Annotated in this window: 17 protein-coding genes; 8 read left to right on the top strand and 9 right to left on the bottom strand. The window is 65.5% G+C overall.

Annotated features, from left to right (window positions below; genetic code table 11):
* The first annotated feature begins 29 nt into the window (after window positions 1-29).
* Entirely contained in the window at window positions 30-713 is a 684-nt protein-coding gene (locus VFV19_13975; GenBank protein ID HEX4825407.1) for a CPBP family intramembrane glutamic endopeptidase, read from the top strand.
* 27 nt (window positions 714-740) lie between these two features.
* Here the strand turns inward: VFV19_13975 and VFV19_13970 are convergent, their stop codons facing one another.
* Window positions 741-1,025, bottom strand: coding sequence for a hypothetical protein (locus VFV19_13970; GenBank protein HEX4825406.1), 285 nt, complete (start codon window positions 1,023-1,025; stop codon window positions 741-743).
* A 217-nt stretch (window positions 1,026-1,242) separates the two neighbouring features.
* Here VFV19_13970 and VFV19_13965 point away from each other — a divergent pair, with 217 nt between their 5' ends.
* Window positions 1,243-2,844 carry a trypsin-like peptidase domain-containing protein gene (locus VFV19_13965; protein ID HEX4825405.1) on the top strand — a complete coding sequence of 534 codons (1,602 nt, stop codon included), beginning with the start codon at window positions 1,243-1,245 and terminating at the stop codon, window positions 2,842-2,844.
* A gap of 48 nt (window positions 2,845-2,892) precedes the next feature.
* Here VFV19_13965 and VFV19_13960 read toward each other — a convergent pair whose 3' ends face one another.
* Entirely contained in the window at window positions 2,893-3,228 is a 336-nt protein-coding gene (locus VFV19_13960) for a hypothetical protein (protein HEX4825404.1), read from the bottom strand.
* Between the two features lie 246 nt (window positions 3,229-3,474).
* Here VFV19_13960 and VFV19_13955 point away from each other — a divergent pair, with 246 nt between their 5' ends.
* From VFV19_13955 to VFV19_13945, 3 genes are all read left to right on the top strand, one after another.
* A complete protein-coding gene (locus VFV19_13955) occupies window positions 3,475-4,416 on the top strand; it encodes an FTR1 family protein (protein ID HEX4825403.1) in 942 nt (313 codons plus the stop codon).
* Between the two features lie 93 nt (window positions 4,417-4,509).
* Window positions 4,510-4,749 (top strand): hypothetical protein, encoded by a 240-nt coding sequence (locus tag VFV19_13950; GenBank protein HEX4825402.1) that lies wholly within the window; start codon window positions 4,510-4,512, stop codon window positions 4,747-4,749.
* 213 nt (window positions 4,750-4,962) lie between these two features.
* A complete protein-coding gene (locus VFV19_13945) occupies window positions 4,963-5,781 on the top strand; it encodes a hypothetical protein (GenBank protein ID HEX4825401.1) in 819 nt (272 codons plus the stop codon).
* Window positions 5,782-5,790: 9 nt separating this feature from the next.
* Here the strand turns inward: VFV19_13945 and VFV19_13940 are convergent, their stop codons facing one another.
* Window positions 5,791-6,891, bottom strand: coding sequence for a DUF2914 domain-containing protein (locus VFV19_13940; GenBank protein ID HEX4825400.1), 1,101 nt, complete (start codon window positions 6,889-6,891; stop codon window positions 5,791-5,793).
* 97 nt (window positions 6,892-6,988) lie between these two features.
* Window positions 6,989-8,158 (bottom strand): hypothetical protein, encoded by a 1,170-nt coding sequence (locus VFV19_13935; GenBank protein HEX4825399.1) that lies wholly within the window; start codon window positions 8,156-8,158, stop codon window positions 6,989-6,991.
* A 369-nt stretch (window positions 8,159-8,527) separates the two neighbouring features.
* Here VFV19_13935 and VFV19_13930 point away from each other — a divergent pair, with 369 nt between their 5' ends.
* The 3 genes from VFV19_13930 (at window position 8,528) to VFV19_13920 (ending at window position 15,518) form a co-directional block, all read left to right on the top strand.
* The gene (locus VFV19_13930; protein HEX4825398.1) at window positions 8,528-9,592 is read left to right on the top strand and encodes a cytochrome c peroxidase; all 1,065 of its coding nucleotides are present in this window, start codon (window positions 8,528-8,530) and stop codon (window positions 9,590-9,592) included.
* Between the two features lie 17 nt (window positions 9,593-9,609).
* Window positions 9,610-12,384, top strand: a complete 2,775-nt coding sequence (locus VFV19_13925) for a galactose oxidase-like domain-containing protein (GenBank protein ID HEX4825397.1) — start codon at window positions 9,610-9,612, stop codon at window positions 12,382-12,384.
* A 290-nt stretch (window positions 12,385-12,674) separates the two neighbouring features.
* Window positions 12,675-15,518 (top strand): kelch repeat-containing protein, encoded by a 2,844-nt coding sequence (locus VFV19_13920; GenBank protein ID HEX4825396.1) that lies wholly within the window; start codon window positions 12,675-12,677, stop codon window positions 15,516-15,518.
* 30 nt (window positions 15,519-15,548) lie between these two features.
* Here VFV19_13920 and VFV19_13915 read toward each other — a convergent pair whose 3' ends face one another.
* The 5 genes from VFV19_13915 to VFV19_13895 form a co-directional block, all read right to left on the bottom strand.
* Window positions 15,549-16,334, bottom strand: coding sequence for a hypothetical protein (locus VFV19_13915; GenBank protein ID HEX4825395.1), 786 nt, complete (start codon window positions 16,332-16,334; stop codon window positions 15,549-15,551).
* A 117-nt stretch (window positions 16,335-16,451) separates the two neighbouring features.
* Complete coding sequence (locus tag VFV19_13910) at window positions 16,452-18,254, bottom strand: hypothetical protein (GenBank protein HEX4825394.1); 1,803 nt, start codon at window positions 18,252-18,254, stop codon at window positions 16,452-16,454.
* 118 nt (window positions 18,255-18,372) lie between these two features.
* Window positions 18,373-18,633: a hypothetical protein gene (locus VFV19_13905; protein HEX4825393.1), complete on the bottom strand. Its 261-nt coding sequence runs from the start codon at window positions 18,631-18,633 to the stop codon at window positions 18,373-18,375.
* A 71-nt stretch (window positions 18,634-18,704) separates the two neighbouring features.
* Window positions 18,705-20,135, bottom strand: a complete 1,431-nt coding sequence (locus VFV19_13900) for a glycoside hydrolase family 130 protein (protein HEX4825392.1) — start codon at window positions 20,133-20,135, stop codon at window positions 18,705-18,707.
* Between the two features lie 8 nt (window positions 20,136-20,143).
* A complete protein-coding gene (locus VFV19_13895; GenBank protein ID HEX4825391.1) occupies window positions 20,144-22,432 on the bottom strand; it encodes a glycosyltransferase family 4 protein in 2,289 nt (762 codons plus the stop codon).
* Between the last annotated feature and the right edge of the window lie 81 nt (window positions 22,433-22,513).

The raw sequence follows: 22,513 nt of genomic DNA, 5'->3' as shown, positions 1-22,513 counted from the left end.
TGCCTCACGGGGACGCGTATTCCCTCGGCGTGGAGAACCACGGCAGCACCAACTCGATCCACATCGGGCGATCGCGTGTCGTGAGTGGGCTCGAGCTGCTGCTGGCCGGCGCGATCGTCATCGGCCACAACGTCTACCACGTCGTGCCCAATGAAGTGCCGATTCTCGTCGTGCTGTGCTGGATCTCGGTCCGAGTGCGCGGGGGCGGGTGGAAAGACATCGGGCTCGAGTCGCCGCGTTCGTGGTGGAAGACCGTCGCGTACGCAATCCTGTCGGCGGCGGCGATCGTGGTGCTCTCCGACGTCGTCGTGGGACCCATTGCCGAAAGCTACTTGGGCGCCGAGCACGTCTCGAAAGCGTTCCAGAGCCCGACGCATGACTTGGGCTGGACGTTACGTTCGCTCGGTCTCGTCTGGACGCTCGCCGCCTTCGGCGAAGAGATCGCTTACCGTGGCTACCTGATCAATCGCGCGGCCGAAACCGGCGGTCGTACGCGACTCGCCTACGGCGCCGCGCTCGTGGTCGCGAGCGTGCTCTTCGGATATGGGCACTACTACAAAGGGCCTGCGGGAGTCATCGCGTCGACGGTCTCGGGCCTCGTGCTCGGAGCCACGTACCTCCTGGCGCGCCGCAACCTGTGGGTCACGATTCTCGCCCATGGGTTCCGAGACACGTTCGCAATCGTCGCGATGCTCGCCGGCTGGGGGACCTGAGAGAGCGCGAGGGCGAGACGGAAGTCCTCATCCGATTGGCGCGCGTCCGTCCGCTCGACCGTCCTCGAGATCGACGAGCTGGAGCTTGGCGCGAAACTCGTCAGGCGTGCAAAGTCCCTTCTCGACCATCATGCGCTGGAGCGTCTTGACGGCCAACGCCATCTCGCCCACAGCTCGCTCGAGCTTTTCCGCGTCGAGCGCGCCGTTCGGAGCACGCACGGTCATTTCGGCTCGAGTTTGCGCGGCATCCTTCTGAAGCTGATCGATCCGGTACTGCTGATAGAAGTCGAAGATCCAGTTGATCAAGCCCACGAGATCGTCCTCCCTACGGCGGGATGATACGCGCGCGCCTCGAGCGGGTTCCCGCTCGAGCGCGGCCTCCCGTCAGTGTCGCTGACACGGTTTCTTGCTGCCCAGTTTGTCCGTTGACCGCCATCGGGTCGTGAGCCATCCTTTCGCGCGGCGGAGAGCGACGAGCGCCGGTGACCGGGCGCTTCGCGCCGCCGATTGTCTCCTGGAGGTGCCCTGCATGACTCGTTCGACCTTGCCCCCGCCGTGGCGGGCCTTCGCCCGCGGCGGGCCAGCCGTTCTTCCGATGGCGGCGTTCCTCGCCGTCGTCGCCATCGGCCTGCCGGCGCGGGCGGACGATGCCCCCTCCACCGCCGGCGCGGGGAACGCTGCCACCGATGCCGCGGCCGCGCAGATCTCCGAGCGTGTCGAAGCTGCTGTGGTGAAAATCTTCGCCACGACCCGCCGGCCCGACCTCAATCATCCGTGGACCCGACAGTCGCCGGCCGAAATCACCGGGTCGGGCGTCGTCATCGAAGGTCATCGCATCCTGACGAACGCGCATGTCGTGGCCTATGCCGGGCAGCTACAGGTGCAGGCCGACCGCGAGGGAGACAAGTACGGTGCCAAGGTCGCGGCGGTGGCGCCCGGCATGGACCTCGCCGTGCTCACGCTGGACGACGACTCCTTTTTTGAGCGCCATGCGCCGCTCGAGCGATCGGCCTCGCTTCCGCAGATCAAAGATGCCGTGCTCGCCTACGGATTCCCGGTCGGCGGCAATTCGCTCTCGATCACCAAGGGCATCGTGTCGCGCATCGAGTTCGCCGCCTACAACGCGAATACCGCCGGCCTGCGGGTGCAGATCGACGCGGCGATCAATCCCGGCAACAGCGGCGGGCCGGCCACCGCCGGGGACCGCATGATCGGCCTCGCCTTCAGCTCGCTGGGCGGGACGCAGAACATCGCCTACATCATCCCGAACGAGGAGATCGAGCTGTTCCTGAGCGACCTCGCCGACGGGCATTACGACGGCAAGCCGCTCTTGCACGACGACTTGCAAACCCTCGAGAACCCGGCCTTGCGGGGGTTCCTCAAGCTCGATCCGTCGGTCCACGGAATCATCGTGCACCGGCCTTCGCGCCACGAGGCCGACTACCCCTTGCGCGAGTGGGACGTGATCACGGCGATCGGCGGCGTCGCCGTCGACGACCAGGGCATGATCCTGGCGAACGGCAACCTGCGCGTCGCCCTGCAGTACCAGATTCAACACTCCGCGCGCGACGGCCGCATCGGATTGAGCATCGTTCGCGACGGCAAGAAGCAATCGATCGAGGTTCCCCTGCAGGTCGAACGGCCGGCCCTGGTCAAGTCTCTCGACGGCCTCTATCCGTCGTACTTCATCTACGGACCGGTCGTGTTCTCCCGAGCCACCGTCGACCTCATGTCCGCATTGCGCGGCGCCGGCGCGTCGCCCACAGCCTCATGGTCCCTGATGACGCAGATGCTCGACGCACCGACCCCCGAGCGCGATGAGCTGGTCGTCATCCCGGCACCGCTGTTCCCGCACGCGATCTCGAAGGGCTACGGCAACGTCGCCAACGCCGTGGTGTCCTCGATCAACGGTGTCACCGTCCGAAACCTGCGCCACCTGGTGACGCTGCTCCGGAACTTGAAGGACGAGTTCGTCGTCATCGGGATCGAGGGCAAGCGCGAAGGTGAGAATCTGATCTTCCGCCGCAGCGAAATGCTCGCCGCCACCGAGGAGATACTCTCGGACAACGGCGTTCGCGAGCAGGGCTCCGCCGACATGATGGCGGTGTGGAACGGCAAGGAAGGCAGCTGAGCGCGCGCGGGCGGGTCGGGGGCCCACCCGCTCCGGGCCGCCTCTCGCTCAGTAACCCGACGTGCCCGACTTCGTGGACGCCGTCTTCGCCCCGACGGTCACGTGCGTCGCCCAGACCTTGCCATCCTTGTCCTTGGTGTACTTCACCGACGCGTGCTCGCCGACCTTCGGCGCGCCGGTGACCGCGGTCTTCTCGTTCCAGCCGAACGAATGCTCCTTGCCGGCGGAGTCTTTGACCGTCGCCTGCTTCGCAGCGTCATCCCAACTGGTGATCGTGCCGCTGAAGTGCGGTGTGGAGGATTTGTGGCCCTCGTGCGCCCTGGCGATGGCAGGCACGAGGAGAACGAAGGTAACGGCGAGGGCGAAGGCAATCAGTTTCTTCATGGCGGCTTCCTCATGTGATGTCACACGTGGCTCCGAACCAGGACTCCCTGAGGCCATGACCATTCTGCCTCAGCGTCACTAACTCATTCCGAACGGGAGCCGCCACCCGGGTTGAGGCGCCCTGTTTCTTTGACGCGTCAGCGCACCGCCGATAACCTGTGCGACGAAGCGATGCCGACCATGCCACCATCGTCGCAAGCGGGAAGACCGCGGTTGCCGTACGGGCCCCTGATCGCATGCTGCGCCTTGGCTGTCGGCGTCATCGCGTGGCAGCGCGTCATGTCGCTTCCCGATCCCGTCGTTCGCTCGAGCACGATCGCGGCGGCCGTCGATGTCGGCATCCTCGTCTTTCGCGAGGGGCTCGAATGCATCCTCGTGCTGACCGCCATCACGGTCAGTATGACCGGCGAGGCCCGCTCGTACCGGCGACCGGTCGCCCTTGGAGCCGCGCTCGCGTTTCTGGCCACGCTCCTGACCTGGCGGATCGCGGTCGCCATCGTGACCGACATCGGGCAGAGCATTTCGGCGCTGCAGCTCCAGGCTTTTACGGGATTGCTCGCGGTCGTCGTTCTGATCGTCATCATGAATTGGTTCTTCCACAAGGTCTATTGGACCGGCTGGATCAGCCTCCACACGGAACGCAAGCGACGGCTCCTCGACCCGGCCGACGGCGCATCTTCATCCCCGAGGAAATTGTTCTGGGGCCTGGCGTTCCTCGGATTCACCTCGCTCTATCGCGAAGGGTTCGAGGTCGTGCTGTTTCTCCAGAGCTATCGGCTCAAGCTGGGAAGCGGAGCCGTTGGGCTGGGAGTGCTGATCGGGCTGTCCCTGACCACGATCACCGGAGTCCTGGCGTTCGCCGGCCACCGACGGCTTCCCTACAAGCGCATGCTCGTGGTCACGGGAGTCATGCTCGGCGCCGTCCTCGTCGTCATGGTGGGCGAGCAAGCGCAGGAAATGCAGCTCGCCGGCTGGCTATCGACGACGCGCATCGAATGGCTGGGCGCCGTCCTGCCGTCCTGGGCTGGACTGTGGTTCTCGATCTTTCCGACCATGGAGACCCTGGCGGCCCAAGGGTTGGCCGTGCTCCTCGTTCTAGGCGCCTACATCGTAGCCGGATGGCGATCGACGTCGCGCCAGCGAGCTCCCGCCGGATCCGAACCGCGAACGCCTGCCGCCACGTCGTAGGCGACTCCCTCTTTCCGGAGACGAACAGGTCGAGACCGAGCGACTTCGCTTATGATCGGGGTCAGTCATTCTTCACATTAGGGAGAAGTCACGATGAAGACCATCAAAGTCCCAGGAAGGATCTTCCTCGCCGTGACGGTGTTCGCTGCCCTGACGGCCGGCTCCGCTTCGTTGTTCAGCGATGCGCGCGCTGCGGTACAGGGTTGCATTTGCCCTTATGTCTACGCCCCTGTGAAGTGCAGTAACGGGGTGACGTACACGAACGGGTGCTTCGCGAGCTGCGCGCATGCCACCGGCTGCGTTCCCGTCGGACCGGGACCCGTTCTCCTGTAGCCAAAGCCCCAGGGGTCGGTAATCGTCAGGACGTGGCGACGATCAGGAGCTACGCCTGGGGGAGATCTCGCGCCGGTCCCGAATCGGTCTGCGGCGTTGAAGACCCCGACCCACCGACAAAACTCTTCGTTCGAGCTTCCGTACTAACCAGTCGGACTGCCTGAACTGTTCAGTCCGCCTGCGTGCGCTCATCACTTTTCTGCGAGGACACACATGCACCGTCGCGTTCTTCCGCTGCTGTCGATCGCTTGTCTAATGACCGGTACGCTATGGGCAGCGGACAATCCCTTCGTGGGCCAATGGAGGGTGAATTCGTCCAAGAGCAAACTCGTCGACGAAATGAAGGTCGAGACTGCGGGCACCAACAGATACAAGCTCACCCTTGCGCCCGACGCAGTCGACACGATCGTGGCCGACGGAACCGACCAGCCGGCTCTGAGCGGCACCACGCTCTCCATCACGGTGAAAGGACCCAAGAGTTGGGAGGTCGTCCGGAAGATGAAGGGCCGCACGCTGCTCAAGGCGGAATGGACACTTTCCGAAGACGGCAGAACTCTGAACGACGCCTTCACCCAGTACCTTCCCGACGGGATGACGTTGTTCTCGCAACCTCTGCCCAATGGCTCGACCTTGTTCCTGCCCTACGAGTACGAGCGGACGGCGGGACAGTCAGGTTTTCCTGGCACGTGGGACAGCGAGAGCGCAAAGGTGAGGACGGGCATCGAGCTCAAGACCGCGGTCTACGAGGGTGACGGCCTGTCATTCAAGCGTTCCGATGAAGACACGGCCAAGACTATCAAGTTAGATGGTAAGGATTATCCAGACCTCGATACGAACGGGAAAGACCAAGGCACTGCACGTTCGGGCCGCCGCTTGAACGAGCGCGGCCTGGAGATCACACACAAGTCCAAAGGCGAAACAACGAGCACCCAGCAGATCGAGCTTTCCACTGATCTCAAGACCTTGACGATCACAGAGCGCCTGGTGAATCAAAGCGCGCCCAAGAGTGTTCTCGTGTTCGACCGGGAATAGACCGCACGCCTAATAGGTTTCGGTCTTGAACACCCGCGCCGGGTTCAACTCGCCTTCCGTGATCGTGAACCGCAGCCGCGCGATCTCGCGTCCGTCCCGGGTCTCCACGATGGCGCGCCAGGCACCTGGCGTGTAGTTCTCCTTCGTTGCCACGCCGCGGAAGCCCTCGTCGCGGCCGCCTGTGATGCGAATCGGAATGCGGTCGGAGTCCTTCCAGCTCGACGTGCGATCGAGGAACGACCAACGCACGAACACGGTGTCATCGAAACGTGTCGGTGCGAAGATCGCGAAGAACACGCTCACCACATCTCCGGGCTCGGCAACGAAACGCCGATCGTCGTACCGCCACGGCCTCGTCCACGACGATTCGTAGGACAGCCGGAACTGATCGCCCACGCGCTCGACGCGGTGGTAAACGCCCATCGTCCGTGCGGCGATCGGCACCGGCGGGATCAGCCCGACCCAGTACATCAGGAGGAAAAGAACGCTCACCGCGACGCCCGGGTTGACCAGGCGCCCCACGAGACGCGCCCGGCCGATCCGCGGCCTCAGCGCGGTCACGAAGCCCGCCAAGACCGCGAGCGTCGCGGCGAACGACAGCAAGAACGTCAGCCGGCTGATCGAGTGCAACAGGATGGGAATCAGGAGCGACCAGAAGCAGAACACACACAGGACGTAGAGCGCGACCTTGACGTCCAGCCCACGCCGGACGGTGTGCAGCTCGTTGAGCCAGATCGCGCCGAAAAGAATCGCGACGAACGCGCTCGACGAGAAGAGCGACGCGCTCATCAGGAAGAAGATCGAGTAGAGGTTCATGAGCGTGCCGAGGCAGAAATGGAAGACGAAGCTGCGGTACGCCCACGGCCGTTCGATCCACCGCGGCATCGGCAGCGCATCGGGCCGCTCTTCCCGGACGAAATCAACGTACAGGATGCCGCCGATGATCGCGAGATAGGCGATTTGCTGAACGATCAGCAGGGTGTGGTCCACGCCTGCACGCGTGGCCACGACGTCGAATGCGAACCCCGCGACGAAGAACACCAGGTTCCACTTGAAAATGGAGGCTGCGCCGCCACGGAGCCGTTCGCGCCAGTCGAAGCTGTGTTCCATGCCGGCAAGCTTATCTTCTGGAACCCGTCGGACCGGAAATGAAAACGGCGCCGAGATACTCGGCGCCGTCGTTGATCTCGTGTAGCGGTGGACCGCGTTACCGGTGCGAGGCCTCGTCGAGCGACGGGTCAAAACCGTGCGGAGGGGTCAGCCCGGTGAAGTCGCCGATCACTTTGGCGTCGTAGGGCCCGTTCATCCCTTGATTCGCATTCTGATTGCCGACGCCGGTGTTGAGTCCATCGTTGAGCGGCAGCCCGTAGACCGCCACGGTGTTGCAGGAGGCCGCATGATCGACGATCAGGACGCGATTGTTGTACTGGTCGCTGATGATTGTGTTCCCATCTTCAAGCCGAATCGCACGTGACGGTTGTGGATCCGGATTGCTGTTCGGATCGGCGTTCGTGACGCACTGCCACACGACATTGTCTCCTGTGTCGACCTCGACGGCGCGCGCATTCCCCGCGTCGGTCAGAAGAGTGTCGCCGTCATCGAGACGACTGGCGAAGGCGATCGCGCCCACGGTGCCGGTCGCGCTGAAGGTCGCCACGATGTGGTGGTCTCGATTCACCTCGATCGCTCGGTTGTTGTTTTCGTCCGCGATGAGGATGTCGCCGTTGGCGAGCAGCTCGGCGCTGTTCGGGTTGTTGAGGAGATTGTCGTCGGATCCGGTGACGCCGGTCTCTCCGTACTGCCAAGCGATACTCCCGTTCCGCCTGACCTCGATGACGCGCTCGTTGGCTTGGTCCGTGATGAGGACGTCGCCGTTCGGCAGATAGGTCGCTTGAACGGGGGTATTGAGCTGATTCCGGTCAGCGCCACTGACACCGAATTGACCGTACTGCCAGACGACCTTTCCCACGGGATCGACGAGCATCACACGATTGTCGGGACACGGTCCGGGGTTGCAGTCGCCGAAGCCGCCCGGATTTCCCGTTCCCGCGACGAGCGTGAGGTCGCCGACGCGCTGCGCGTCATTCACACCGACCGGAGACTTCCCGGACGTCAAGTCCGCAGGACCCTTGCCGAACGACCAGACGATCTTGCCCGACGCATCGATCTCGATGACACGGTTGTTGTACTGGTCTGAAATGAGGATGTTGCCCGCTCGATTGAAGTGGGAGCGGGACGCGGTGCCGTGAGCAAGCTCGGAACCCTCGCTCTCCGGACCCCTGCCCGCGCCTGCCGCGAATGTCCCGGTGCTCAGGATCATCGCCGCGAATCCGATGGCAGCCCATCGCCGTCCCACGCCCGTCATGGTGAGGTTCATTTGCATCTCCTTCGAGCTGCGAGAATCGTTCTCGCCCCGTGTGCGACCCCTCGGTCTGCACCGCGCCTGAACCGTCCATCAGACAAGTCGCCAGATCCGCGCCGGTCTGCATGGTGGGCCTGCACCAGGGCTCTCAGGCTCGGCGAGCCGAGAACAGAAGCCTACCCGCAGAGCTACGCACGCGCAAAAGGCCTCAGCGCGTCTCACGAGCGCGCGCTCGCCGACCATTACGGGTATGGAAGCGGCTCGGCTCGGTGGGACGATCGCGCCGACAACGCGAACAGAGCCGGAAACGTGGCGACACTCGGCTCCGGTTGGTGGTAGCGCCCACGAACGGCCCGTCGTATTTCCCGAATGAAGGAGTCCACCGTGCGCGCTCTCCTCGAACGTCGAGGCCTGGCGGCCGCCCTCGCCGCCTTCACCGGGATCGGCATCGCGGCGTACGCGGCCGGCGGCGAGACGCCGCATCGCGCGTCCTACGAATACGGCCGCGACCTCTTCTTTCACGAGACCTTCGACGGGAACGGGCGCACCTGCGCGACGTGCCACGACCCGCGCAACGAGTTCACGGTCTCGCCCGAGCTGGTCGAGCAGCGCTTCCAATCCGATCCCGCCCATCCCCTCTTCCGTCCCCAGGACAGCGACGACGGGGCCGGTCGCGACTACACCACCCTCCGGACGCTCGCCGTGTTCCGCGTGACCATTCCCCTGCACCCGAACGTGATCCTCCCCGAGAACCCGTCACAGCGCACGATCACCGTGTGGCGCGGGGTCCCGGGCGTGGCCAACGTGGAGCTGACCGCCCCCTACCTCCAGGATGGTCGCTCGCCGACGCTCCAGGGCCAAGCGCGGGGCGCGATCCTCGGGCACATGGCTCCGAAGCGTCCGCCGACCCCGAAGGAGCTCGACGCCCTCGCGGCGTTCGAAACGGAGCTCTACTACCCGTTGCGACTGCGCGCGGTGGAGGACGACACCGATCCCCTGCCGAAGCCGGCGGGGTTCTCGATCCCCGTCGTCAGCCCCGCCGCGCAGCGCGGCCAGGCCGTCTTCGACCTTCACTGCCGCACGTGCCACGACGGCGAGACGCTCTCGGTGCCCGCGGCGCCCGACACGCGCCGCTTCGCCAGCGTGTTCGTCAGCGAGCGAAACGCGCCGCGGTTCGCGATGCTGCATCTCGCGTTCCGCCAGCCCGACGGGTCGTACGTGGAAACCTACACGCCGGATCCCGGGCGCGCGGCGATCACGGGGGATCTCCAGGATCTCAATGCCTTCGACATCCCCTCGCTGCGCGGCTTGAAGCACACGGCGCCGTACTTCCACGACAACTCCGCCGCGACGCTCGGCGATGTGATCGACCACTACAACGACCACTTCCAGTTCCAGATCACGCCCGCCCAGCGGGACGACCTGCTCGCGTTTCTGGAGCTGCTGTGAGCTCCCGGAGACCGGCGATGCGGCGTCTGGGAATCTGCGCGGCCATGACCGTGGCGCTGGCCGCGGGTGCCGGAGCCCGCGCTCAGTGCGGAGGCAACGTCCCCCACGTGACCGGCACGTGGACGATCCTTCCCTACCAGATGCCGATCAATCCCATCGCGGCGACGCTACTCCGCTCGGGGAAGGTCCTGGTGATCGCGGGCTCGGAGAACGACGCGAGCAACAACTCCACCGGCTCCGAGAGCTACCGCGCCCTGTTGTGGGACCCCACCGCCCTCGACGCGACCGGCATCGTCGTCCAGAACCTGGAGTACGACGTCTTCTGCAGCGGCACCGCGCAGCTTCCCCACGGACGAACCCTCACCGTCGGCGGGACCTCGGACTATTCGTTCAAGGGGGACAAACGCGCATCGTTCTTCGATCCCGCGACCGGTGAGTTCAACCAGTCGCAGGACATGGCCGGCGGCCGGTGGTACGGGAGCGCGACGGCGCTGGGCGACGGCCGGATCATGGCGTTCTCGGGCCTGGGCCAGGGCGGGTCCACCAACACCACCGTCCAGATCTACGACCTGACCAACGCGGGGGCGGGCTGGGGCTCGACGGTCACCGACCCGTTCACGCCTCCGCTGTTTCCCCGCAACTTCCTCCTGCCCAGCGGCAAGACCTTCTTCACGGGGCACGGGTCCGGCGGCTCGATTTCGAACGGTTGGTTCTTCGACCCATCGGCGCGGACGTGGACGATCTCCGTGGCGACGACACGGGACCGGCAGTACGGCTCCGCGGTTCTGCTCCCGCTTTGGCCCCCGAGCTACACCCCGAAGGTCATGAATTTCGGCGGCGGCAATCCCGCGTCGAGGTCCACCGAGATCATCGATCTCTCCGCCGCATCGCCGTCGTGGACCGCCGGACCCAACATGTCCACGGGGCGGATCGAGATGAACGCGATCCTCCTCCCGAACGGCCAGGTTCTCGCGTCGGGCGGCTCCGTGAACAACGAGGCGCCGGACACACCGGGGAAGACCGCCGATCTGTACAACTCGGTCTCGGGCGCGATGACCTCCGGAGGGACCGCGTCGTATTCCCGCCTGTATCACTCCACAGCCGTGCTCCTGCCCGACGCCACGGTGGCCAGCCTCGGGAGCAATCCCGGCGACCGCGGAAAATACTTGGCGACGGTGGAGATCTACACGCCGCCGTACCTCTACGACGCGAACGACCACCTGATCACCTCGGGCCGCCCGCAGATCACGGGCGTTTCGCCCTCCGTCCTTGGCTACGGCGCTTCGTTCACCGTCGACTACACGGCGGCGTCCCCGATCTCCTCGGCAGTCCTCGTCCGCCCCGGCTCCACCACCCACGCCTTCGACATGGACCAGCGCGTCGTCGGCCTGTGCGGCCCGTCGCCGCAGCCGGCGTGCTCCGGCTCTGGAACGCTCAGCCTGACGACCCCGTCGAGCTCGAACGTGGCCCCTCCCGGCTACTACATGCTCTTCCTGCTGGACGGAGCGGGGGTTCCGTCGGTGGCGCGCTGGGTGGAATTGACACGCTACGCCACCCCCTCTCCGTCCGGCATCATCAGCTCTCCGGCGTCGGACACCACGATCAATGCCGGGCAGTCGGTGGCGTTCGGCACGACGACCACGGCCTCGAAGTACTCCTGGATCTTCCCGGGAGGAACGCCCGCGACCTCGACGGCGAAGACCCCCGGCAACGTGACGTTCAGCAACGCGGGAGAGTACGAAGTCTCGATGACGGTGCTGGATGCCTCCAACAACTCCGATCCCAGCCCGCCGACGCGGATGATCAAGGTCCTCCCCGCGTCCGCCGATTTCGACATCGCCGTGTCCCCGGCGTCGCAGACGGTCGTCCCCGGACAATCCGCGTCGTTCACAGTGACGGTGACGCCGCTCTCGGGGTTCGCGGGGACCGTTTCGCTTGCGGTCGGCACCGAGACGGGCCTTCCCGCCGGAGTGTCGAGCGGCGGGTTCAGTCCGCTGACGATCGCCGCATCGGGGACCTCCGTTCTCACGATGAGCACCACCACCGCGGCGGTCCCGTACGCGACGTCGCTCACGATCAGCGGGACCTCCGGCACGCTCTCCCACACGGCCTCGACGACACTCCTTGTGAATCTCGCCCCGCCCGATCCCGTCTCGGCCGTTCCGTCGGACGGCCAGGTGACGCTGTCCTGGCCGGCCTCGACCGTCGCCTCGAGCTACCGCGTCGGGCGGTCCCTCGTCGCCGGAGGTCCGTACGACGCGATCGCCTGCCCATCGGGCACCTCCTACTTCGACACCGGCTTGACCTCCGGCACCACGTACTACTACGCGGTGGCCGCGGTCTACACCGGAGGTCCGGACGCGGGCGGTGCGAGCGCGAACACCGCGGAGGTCTCGGCGACGCCGCCCTGCCCCGCCGTCGCGGCGTACGCTGGCTCGCTCGAAGCGTCGAAGTCCGTTACGGGCGACACCGTCTGGTCGTGGACCTCGGGAGGGGCGGCGGCGTTCGATCTGGTCCGCGGGGACCTCGGAACGTTGCGGTCGTCGGGAGGCGACTTCACCGCCGCGTTGAACGCGCTCCCCCCTGGCGAGAACGCGTGCCTCGCGAACGACACCGCGGCGCTTGCTTTCACCGATCCGTACGGCGCGCCCCCGGCCGGCGCGGGCACTTTCGCGCTCTTGCGCCCCGTGACCATGACATGCGTCGCCCACGGCACGTACGACGACACATCGCCGTCGCAGGCGGCGAGCCGCGATGCAGGAATCTCGGCGTCGGGGAGCGCCTGCCCGTAGTCGTTTTAGGGTTGACCCCGCCTTCCGACGAGCGTACGAAGGTTGGTACCAAGTCCGGAGGGCGAGCGCGCTACGCGCTCAGGCTGGGGGCATTCTTGAAACTACCACTGAAAACCTCGCCCTCTCCTGGGCGGCGAGAGCGGTGGAGCATGCTCGCGCTGCTTTTCCCCATAGCACTGCTCGTCGTGGTGCCAGCGTTGGTTCCGGTTGCTCGCGCGGAGGCACTCACCCCTGAACATCTCGTACCTGCGCAACCGGACGTCGTGGCTGACGGCTGGAGCATCGCGGCCATGGAGCCGCGGACCAACCATGCGATGGCGTTCGACTCCGTGCGCGGACGCGTTGTGCTTTTCGGAGGCTTCGGCGACCAGTACCTGGGTGACACCTGGGAATGGGACGGCACGTCTTGGACTCTGAGATCCTCTTCGGGGCCGTCGGCCAGGTATCGCCACGCGATGGCCTACGATTCCGCACGAGGACGTGTCGTGATGTTCGGCGGCTTGAACGGTGCGGGCCTCGGAGACACGTGGGAATGGGACGGCACCTCCTGGACGCAACGATCGTCCACTGGCCCGTCCGTACGAGACGGTCACGCGATGGCCTACGACTCCGTGCGCGGTCGCACGGTGCTCTTCGGCGGCCAAGGCCTGACGGATACGTGGGAGTGGGACGGCACGACGTGGACCCAGCGCGCGACGACCGGTCCTTCCTGGAGACAAGATCATGCCATGGCGTACGACGCGGCACACGGACGCGTCGTGCTCTTCGGCGGCCACAATGGCTCGAATCTCGGCGATACATGGGCCTGGGACGGGACGACATGGACGCAGGTGGCTTCCACGGGCCCCTCGGCGCGCTACGGTCACGCGATGACCTACGACTCGGCGCGCAGTCGCGTCCTGTTGTTCGGCGGGGACGGCGGAGGCTTTCTCGGCGACACGTGGGAATGGGACGGCACGACCTGGACGCAGCGAGCGACGACCGGCGCTCCGGGGCGGTACGCGCACGCGATGGCCTACGACTCCACGCGAAACCGCACCGTGCTGTTCGGCGGGTTCGGTGTTCCTGTCCCCGGCGCGTCCTTTGGCGACACCTGGGAGTGGGACGGTACGAGCTGGACGCAGCGGACCGATTATCCGGGCCAAAGAAACGCTTTCGGGATGGCCTACGACTCCGCGCGCAATCGCACCGTGCTCTTCGGCGGGGCGTTTTCCGTCAGTCCATCCATCGGGGACACGTGGGAGCTCAGCGGCATGAAATGGACGTTACGGGCCACCACCGGTCCTTCGGCGAGGTCCGGATGCGGAATGGCGTACGACTCCGCGCGCGGGCGCGTCGTGCTCTTCGGTGGATCCGTTTCCCCCGGATACCTCCAGGACACGTGGGAATGGGACGGCACGACGTGGACACAGCGGGCGTCCACCGGCCCGTCTGCGAGAGCGACGGCGATGGCGTACGACTCGGGACGTGGTCGGTTGGTTCTGTTCGGCGGCAACGACGCTTCCGGGAACTTGGGCGACACTTGGGAGTGGGATGGCACGACGTGGACACAGCGATCGACCACGGGCCCGCCCGCGAGGTCGGTTCACGCGATGGCGTACGACTCGGGACGGGGCCGTGTCGTGCTGTTCGGGGGTAACGGCAGCGCGGGCCGACTTGCGGACACGTGGGAATGGGACGGCACAAGCTGGTCTCAACGGGCTTCGACCGGGCCCGCTGCGAGGTCCGCGCCTGCAATGGCCTACGATTCCGCACGCGGCCGCACCGTGCTCTTCGGCGGCTCTCTCAATGGAAGCTCGACGGCTTTCGCCAATGATACCTGGGAGTGGGACGGCACGACGTGGACCCAGCGCGCGTCCTCCGGTCCTGCAGCGAGGTCGGGTCATGGAATGGTCTACGATTCGGCTCGTGCGGGAGTCGTTCTCTTCGGAGGCTCGCACTTCAACGGCGCATCGACTACGGGGTTCGCGGACACCTGGCAGTACGGCTGCGGCTCGGCGATCTGGTACCGCGATGCGGACGGTGACGGCTTCGGCAATGCGGCGGTGACGTCGTCGTTCTGCCAGATGCCGGCCGGATACGTGGCGAACTCGGCAGACTGCGACGACACGCGCGCTGTCGTTTACCCTGGCGCCCCGCAACTGTGCGACGGCATCAACGACAATTGCAGCGATCCCTCGTGGCCGACCGTTCCCGCCAACGAGGCGGATGGCGACCATGACGGCTACAGGATCTGTCAGGGCGACTGCGACGACACCCGCGCAACGGTTTACCCGGGCGCTTCGCAGCTCTGCGACGGGATCAACAACAACTGCAGCGATCCCTCGTGGCCCACGATTCCTTCGAACGAGGCCGATGCGGACGGCGACGGATACCGGATTTGCCAGGGCGATTGCAACGACACCAATGCTGCCGTGCACCCCGGCGCCCCCGAGATCTGCAACGGAATCGACGACAACTGCAATGGCCAGGTGGACGAAGACGCCTCGGGGGTGGACTCCGACGGTGACGGAATCCACAACGCGTGCGACAACTGCCCGTTGTCCCCGAATCCCACACAGCTCGACACCGACGGAGACCACGCCGGGAACGCCTGCGACAACTGCCCGTTCGTCTCGAACCCGAGCCAGGCCGACACCGACCATGACGGATTCGGCGACGCGTGCGATAACTGCCCGCTCAACTCGAATCCGACTCAGTCCGACATCGACGGCGACCGCGTTGGAGATGCCTGCGACAACTGTGGATTCGACTACAACCCGACGCAGTCCGACTCTGACTTCGACGGCATCGGCGATGTCTGCGATCTCGACGATGGGCTGATCTACGTCTTCGGCACCGACGACAAGAACTACATCGAGTGGCAGCAGGAATCCGGCCCGACAAGCTGGAATGTGTACGAAGGAGACTTGTCGGTACTTCGAAGCGGCGGCGTCTATACGCAGGCGCCCGGGTCGAACCCGCTGGCCGATCGCCAGTGCGGCGTGACCGACGTGTTCGCGCAGGATCTCGTCATTCCCGATCCCGGCAAGGTCCGGTTCAGCTTGGTGACGGGCGTCACTAGCGGTGTCGAAGGGAGCTTGGGCACGAACAGCGCAGGGGCGACGAGGGCGAACACGAACCCGTGCCCGTAAGACGCGCGGGATCGCCTTCCGTACGCACCGTCACTGCCTGCGCAGGACAAACTCGCGGACCGTCCCTGTCCGCTTGTCCTCCATGGCGACGGTCATCGTCTTCCGGTCGACTGTGGGCGCGAATCGCGTGACCTCGACCACCCTTCCGTCTCGTTTGTCGGTTTCCTCGATCGACCCGTCCTTCAAGCGTTTCACGGAGACATTGGTCTTGTTGAGATCCCCCCTGAAGGGTGTCTCCGTTCCGTCCAGCTTCGCCGCGTAGCTTTGCCCGGATGGGTCGCTGAAGCTGAACGTATTGCCCTCGAGCTTGAGCGTCACGACGAGCGCGCTCTCGGATCGATTCTCGCGCTTCAGGATGCGCCAAGCCCCCGATATCGCGTGCGAGCCGGGCGGACCCTCAGACACGCGGCTCAGGACATCCTTCCCCGAGATCGCCTCACGATTGGCGTTGCAGCTTTCCATCCAATCGACCGTGGCGGAATTCCCATCGGCTGTCACCGTCATCTCGGAAGTCCCGACAGTTCGACCACCCTTCTTGTCCGTTTCGAGGATCGTCCGATCGTTCACCACATCGATGCGGGCGGTGTCGCTGCACGGGTTCCCGGCGACCGCATGGTCCCGTCCATCTGCCGGAAGCACGAGGGTGGGATCGCACGTCATGCAACGGTACACGCCACCCTGCAACGAGTAGGCGTAGGGCGTCGTCGGAGCGGGAGACTCGGCGAGATCGATCTTCCAGGTACCGTCAAAAGGGCTCTGGGCGCGCACGAACGGCGATGGCAACGCGAGCAGGACGCAGCAGACCAACCCCTTCATGATCGATCTCCCGAGGCACAAGCGATCTTGGTCGGACCGCGGCCCATGGTCGGCGCCAGAACGTAACAAGTACTCTCGGTCGGTCGGCGATGTCAGGCGGCGGCCCCGACGAGTCGCTTACGGACAGGTCGTCGTGACGCGCGGCCCGCTCGTCGCGTTCCCCCACGTCCCGTTGCCGCAAGCGCTCTCTCCCCGCGAGAGATACCAGAACCCGGTGCCGACAGCTGGAACTGCTGGGTCGTTGAGCGTCGTGCCGGGCAGGTTGTCGAAGCACACTTCGTCGCCACCGCCCGGACCGACTGGGAACGCTCCCGTGCTGCCGCGCACGACGTCGTAGCGCGTGGCGGACGCCGCCGCGGACCAGTTGTACGTCGCCTTGTCGGCGGCCACCGTCACGCTCTGGACCTCGGGAGGAGCGGCGACCGGCGTTCCGGTGCAGATGCCGGCGGCACAACTGTCGCCGGTCGTGCAAGCGTTCGCGTCGTCGCACGGGCCCGGGGCGTTGGTGTAGACGCAGCCTGTTGCCGGATTGAACGCGTCGGCGGTGCACACGTTGCTGTCGTTGCAGCCGGCCGCCGAACCAGGGGCGACCGTCGTCGGGTCGCTGGCGGAGTCGTTCGCCGCGTTGAGCTCATCGCCACCCGAAACGCTCGCCGAGTTCGTGACGGACGCGGGGGCGTTCGGAGCGACCGTGACCGTCGCCGTGATGTCCGGGTAGCTCGCGTTCGCAAGGAGCGTGTCGGACCGGGTGCAGGTGGTTCCCCCGCAGGTCCAGCCGCTGCCGCTGAGGCCGGTCAACGTCAGGCCGGCGGGGACCGACTCGGTCACCGTGACCGGGCCGCAGGTCGTCCCGGCGGTGGCGTTGCCGACGGTGATCTTGTAGTGGTCGCCGATCTGCCCTTGCGCGAAGTTGCCTGTGTGGCTGAGGGAGATCGTGAGGTCCGGAACGGCCGTGGAATCGCTGACCACGCATCCGTTCGGCGGCGACACGTACGCGGCGTTGGAGAAGATGGATGACATCGGCCATCGATTGGGGCACTGCGGCGAGCCGGAACTGGACGTGCGACGCGGCACGAAGAACTTGCTCTCGTCGCACACGTCGGCGACTTCCTCCTGCCCGCCAGTGCAATCATTCTCCCAGCCGTTCGGGAGCCACGGATCGGTCACGGTCTCGAACAGCTCGTGGGACAGCGTTTGCATGTAGCGATCGAACACAGTCCCGAGACCACAGCCCGAAGCGCAGGTGGCGTTTTGCGTGAAATCAGGGTGCACGCTGAAGGTGAACGCTAGTTGGAAGTTCACCACATAGAAGTCGTGGTACGCACAGAATTGCACGCACGACTCCCCTATTCCGCCCGGGTCGATGATGGTGACGCCCGGCGGGAAATGGACCACGTAGATGGTGTTCCCACCGGCGGCGTATGCGGGCAGCACTCCAGCCTGCACCTGCGCGACGAGCTCCGGGGCTATCGTGTTGCGGTCAACCGTGGCGCTCGGCGTGAGGGTCAGCAGCGTCGTGATGTCAACGCTCGATTGGTAATTCCCGTGAGCGGTCCCGACGTACTGCGGCATCGTCGCGTTCCAGTAGGGGCCGTTGAACAGGTCCGTGACGAAATCTCCGAAAAGCGCGCGCACCTGCGGATCCGTTCCAGGCCCCCCTGATGGGGCCGGCCAGTAGACGCCCACCACGGTGGGGGCGGTCATGACGGTGCCCGAATTGGACTGCATCCGAATGTCTGGCCATAATACCGGCGCGGAGTAGCAGTTGCTCGTCGTCGCGGGGTAGACCCCGTTACCGACGAACTGAGTCGAGTCGGGCGATTCGGGCCGCCTGACCGGCGAGAGCGCGTGTGCCTCGGGGCGCGCGACCAGCCATACGCCGAGCGCGATGCCGGTCCACTTGAGACTACGACTCCCCATCCCGTCTCGTTTCGGGTGCGCGCGCATGGTATCCCCCACTTCGGCCTCGGCCGACGTACCGGAAGTACGGTGGGCGAGGAGTCGCGGCCACGGTTATCAGCAGACGCCGCGACCTGGTTCAGTGCTTGAAGTCGCCGTGCGACGCCGTCGGCTTGTCTCCGCCATGGAGGAGGTTGTGGGCATGCCCTGTCTGGTCGGCGAGGAAGGTCGCCATGGCGCAGAACTCGCCAGCCTTTCGGTCTGCGTTGAAATGCACGGCCTTGTGGATGAGGGCACGGACCAAGGCCCAGTCGCTGTCCCGGCTTTGGCCGCCAATTGCTCGCAGTAGCTCGTCCAGTCTTGCTTCATGCTTCTTTTGCAGCTCGTCGACCGTCGCCATCGCACGCCCTCCGTCTTCCACCGTTGTCCGCCAAGTGTATTCGACGGCGTCATCATCGCGCCGAGAACGAGCTAGCACATCGCCGCGAGGACGTCGTCCACCGGCACCGTCGCGAACGTCGTGGCGTAGTCGGACATCGCGAACGGAATGACGAGCAGCTTCCCATGGAGGAGGCTGCCACAGGAATAGACGACGTTGGGAACGTAGCCCTCTCGCTCGTTCTCGGTCGGCGCGATCAGAGGTTCGCTCAGGCGGCCGAGGACGCGGGTCGGGTCGTCGCGATCGAGCAGAAACGCCCCGATGCAGTATTTCCGCATCGGCCCGACGCCGTGGCTGAGCACGAGCCACCCGGCATCGGTTTCGATCGGTGAGCCGCAGTTGCCGATCTGGATGAACTCCCAGGGAAACTTCGGCTTCAAGACGAGCTTCGCGGTGTTCCAGAAATGCAGATGATCCGAGAACATCACATAGATGCTCTCGTAGTCCTGCCGGCTCAGCATCGTGTACGCGCCGTCGATCTTTCGCGGGAAGAGGGCCATGCCCTTGTTCCGCGCCGCCGGTCCGTTCAAGGTGATGAACTTGAAGTGGAGGAAGTCGTGCGTCTCGATGAATTGGGGCAGGATCAGCTTGCCGTCGTACGCGGTGTACGTGGCGTAGTACGTCGGCGTGCCGTCCTCGTGCACGAAACGCACAAAGCGGGCGTCTTCGATGCCGTTGCGCTGCGAGGGCGTCACCGGAAACAAGACGCGCTCCGACAGACGCGTGCCGGGGTCGAATTGAACCTCGTAGTTCGACACGGCCAAGGTCAGGATCTTCCTGGCCAACGCGGCATGCTCGCTCGAGGGACGAAGCCTGTCGCGGAGCTGCTCGAGCGTGAACGTGTCATCCAGCCCACCGAGTACGCCACGAGCGAATTCCCCGTCGAGACCGAGCTCCTGGAGCGTCCGCGCGAACAGTGCGTTGTCGTAGGACGCGTTGGGGACTTGCGCGGGCTCGAGGCTGTAGCGCGTGGGCGCTTGAATCGTGATGGCGCCCTGGTCGTCCAGGAATCCCGTCCGGAACGTGATCGACGAGATGTGGCCCTCGCCGGTGGCCCTCAGGCTCAAGATGAAGCGCAGGGTGCCCGGCGGGGCATCCGATTGATCCGGATGGCGCACGATCGACGGGTTGAACAACGCCGCCGCCTCGAGAGAGTATTCGTGCGTGAAGTAGGCACCCACGAGCAGCTGCCGCTCGTGGGACAACTGGTTGACGGAGCGCAGCAGCGGCCGCACGTCCTCGAAGCGCCGTCTCAGGAAGTCCCGGACCCTCACGTGCCGCTCACCGAAGTCGGCTTCGATTTCCGCAACGAGCCTCGCGACCTCGCTCTCGGGAAGGGCCATGACGAGGCCGCAGATGTTGGCGGCGCGCAGCCGATTCGACGGTTGGAACGGCCTGACCAGGACCCTCGTGCGATCCGGATGTAGGACGAGATCACTCCGCGTGACCCGGACGGACTTCACGTGGGCGGTCAAGATTGCGGCGCCGGCTCGTTGAACACGGTCACGGCGTTTTCCATCATTCGCATCTCCGCCAAAGCGAGCAAGAAGGCCAGAGTCGATTCCGCGCCCTCGTTGCCGTTCACCCGGTCGACGTGCAACGCGTCACGACACCCGCCGGTGCTGGGGGAGTACAGCTCCAGACCGAGGTCGTTCCAACCGAGAAACCAGTCGAAGGCGCGATGCGCCTGACCATACCAGAAGGGATCAGACGTCACGCGGTAGGCTTCGAGACACGCCGAGACCATGGCGTGAGCCTCGATGGGCTGTTGATCGAACAGGGCGCGGGCACCCCCACGCCGGTAGAAGCCGTTGCTTCCGATGGGCCGGAAGTGACCGTTCTCTGAGGTCTGCACCTCTCCCAGCCAGCGCAGCGCGTCTAGGCCTCGCGTAACCAACGCATCCTGTCCCATCGCGTGGCCGGTCAGGATGAGCGCGTGGGCGAGCTTGGCGTTGTCGTAGCTCAGCGAGTCCTCGAACCATGGCCACTCCTTCCGCGCGGTCCGATCGAGAAGCTCCGAGAGCCGGGAGGTCAGCGCATCGCGACTCTGCTGGACCTGGCGGTCGCCGCTCATCCGCCGCAAGTAGTCGTGAATGCCGAGGAGAGTGAACGCCCACGCCCTCGGGGACGTGAACTCCGTCACCATCACCAGCCCTTGCGTGAACAGCTGGCCGGCCAGCACCCGGAAGCTCCGGTGAGGTGAGCGTCCCGCGGCGACGCCGAGGGCCCAGAGGGCCCGGCCGTGGCAATCCTCCGAGCCCTGCGGATCGAGCCAGCGGCGGTCGAAGCTCAAGTGATTGTGGAAGCGCGTCGTCGTGGCATCGAACGCGTGGTTGAGAAAGGCGGCATACGTGGTGCCGAGCGTCTGGACGCGGGCCGGCTCCTCCTTCAGCTCGTCGAGGAGCACCGTCAAGATGAATGCGCGGGCGTTGTCGTCCGTGCAATACCCTTCGGAGAAATTCGGCACCGTGAGGACGGCGTGCTGGAACATCCCGGTCGAGTCCGTCATCCGGGAGAGATGGTCGAGAATCATGGCGGGCAGCTCGCGAGGCTGCTCGGCCAGCGTCTTCGTCGCGAACGACTTGCGCGTGATCGCGGCCTTCTCGAGACGCGCCAGCTCGAACGAGCGCCAGTACCGCCGCGCGGTATTGCTCCAAACCATCTCGCGCCCCAGCTTGTACGCGTTCTTGCGCATGGCGTGACGGCGCGTGTCGTCGCGCAAGAGTCCCGTCACCGCGTCCGAGATGGCCCGAGGGTCGCCGAACGGCACGAGCACGCCTCGGTCGTCCGCCAAGAGCTCGGCGGCATGCCAGTACGGCGTCGAGACGACGGCCTTGCCCGAGCCGAAAGCGTAGGCCAGCGTCCCCGACGTGATCTGCCCCTCATTGAGGTACGGCGTGACGTAGAGATCCGCCGCGCCGATGAACTCCTGCAGCTCCTCGAGCGCGACGAAACGATTGTAGAAGATGACGTTGCCGTCAACCTTGTTCTTCTTGGCCAACCTCTCCAGGCCGAGCCGGTACGATTCACCGTTCCCGCGCAGCTCGTGGGGATGAGTGGCCCCTACGACAACGTAGACGACGTCGGGAAACTCCGCGAGAACGGCGGGAAGGGCGTTCAAGACGTGCTCGATGCCTTTGTTCGGCGAGAGGAGTCCGAACGTCAGCAGCACCATCCTCCCTTCCACGCCGAACTGGTCCTTGTAGTAGTTCGGGTCGACGTACGGGATGTCGTGAATGCCGTGCGGGATGAGATCGATCTGGGCCGGCGGCGCGTCGTAAACCTCCTGCAACATCCGTTGCCCGCGCTCCGCCATGACCACGAGTCGGGTGGAGCGTGCGATGAGCTCGCGCATGACGCGCCGCTGGTCGAGGTCGGGCTCCGCAAGCACGGTGTGAAGGGTGGTGACCACGGGCATTCTCAGCTCGCGCAGCAGCGCCAGGAGATTGCGCCCGGCAGGGCCGCCGTAGATTCCGAATTCGTGCTGCACGCTGACGATGTCCACGTTCCCGATGTTGAGGAAATCCGCGGCGCGCTGGTAGGACGTCAGATCCTGCTCCTCGATCTCGAACCGGACGACGTCGGGATAGTCGTAGCCTCCCTCGATGTCGTTGACCGGCACCGCGAAGCATTCGCATCGAGGGTATTCGGCGGCGATGCCGGTCAGCAGATCCGCGGTGAACGTAGCGATGCCGCACATGCGCGGCAGGTAGTCACCCACGAACGCGATGCGCCGAATCTCCGAGCGTGCTTCGTGCATCAGGCCATTAGATACCTCTTTCACCTCGCGCCGCCGGAAACTACCCACCCTGCCCAGAGTGCAGGCGCTCGCGCGGGCCCC

Source organism: Candidatus Polarisedimenticolaceae bacterium (genome assembly GCA_036275915.1).
Classification (GTDB): domain Bacteria; phylum Acidobacteriota; class Polarisedimenticolia; order Polarisedimenticolales; family DASRJG01; genus DASRJG01.
Note: the sequence above shows the minus strand (reverse complement) of the source record. Positions and strands in the feature narration are given on the sequence as shown.

Coding starts and splice junctions, on each gene's coding strand:
- VFV19_13965 (HEX4825405.1), top strand. CDS start 1,243: ATGACTCGTTCGACCTTGCCCCCGCCGTGGCGGGCCTTCGCCCGCGGC.
- VFV19_13960 (HEX4825404.1), bottom strand. CDS start 3,228: ATGAAGAAACTGATTGCCTTCGCCCTCGCCGTTACCTTCGTTCTCCTC.
- VFV19_13950 (HEX4825402.1), top strand. CDS start 4,510: ATGAAGACCATCAAAGTCCCAGGAAGGATCTTCCTCGCCGTGACGGTG.
- VFV19_13945 (HEX4825401.1), top strand. CDS start 4,963: ATGCACCGTCGCGTTCTTCCGCTGCTGTCGATCGCTTGTCTAATGACC.
- VFV19_13940 (HEX4825400.1), bottom strand. CDS start 6,891: ATGGAACACAGCTTCGACTGGCGCGAACGGCTCCGTGGCGGCGCAGCC.
- VFV19_13935 (HEX4825399.1), bottom strand. CDS start 8,158: ATGAACCTCACCATGACGGGCGTGGGACGGCGATGGGCTGCCATCGGA.
- VFV19_13925 (HEX4825397.1), top strand. CDS start 9,610: ATGCGGCGTCTGGGAATCTGCGCGGCCATGACCGTGGCGCTGGCCGCG.
- VFV19_13920 (HEX4825396.1), top strand. CDS start 12,675: ATGGAGCCGCGGACCAACCATGCGATGGCGTTCGACTCCGTGCGCGGA.
- VFV19_13915 (HEX4825395.1), bottom strand. CDS start 16,334: ATGAAGGGGTTGGTCTGCTGCGTCCTGCTCGCGTTGCCATCGCCGTTC.
- VFV19_13910 (HEX4825394.1), bottom strand. CDS start 18,254: ATGGGGAGTCGTAGTCTCAAGTGGACCGGCATCGCGCTCGGCGTATGG.
- VFV19_13905 (HEX4825393.1), bottom strand. CDS start 18,633: ATGGCGACGGTCGACGAGCTGCAAAAGAAGCATGAAGCAAGACTGGAC.
- VFV19_13895 (HEX4825391.1), bottom strand. CDS start 22,432: ATGCACGAAGCACGCTCGGAGATTCGGCGCATCGCGTTCGTGGGTGAC.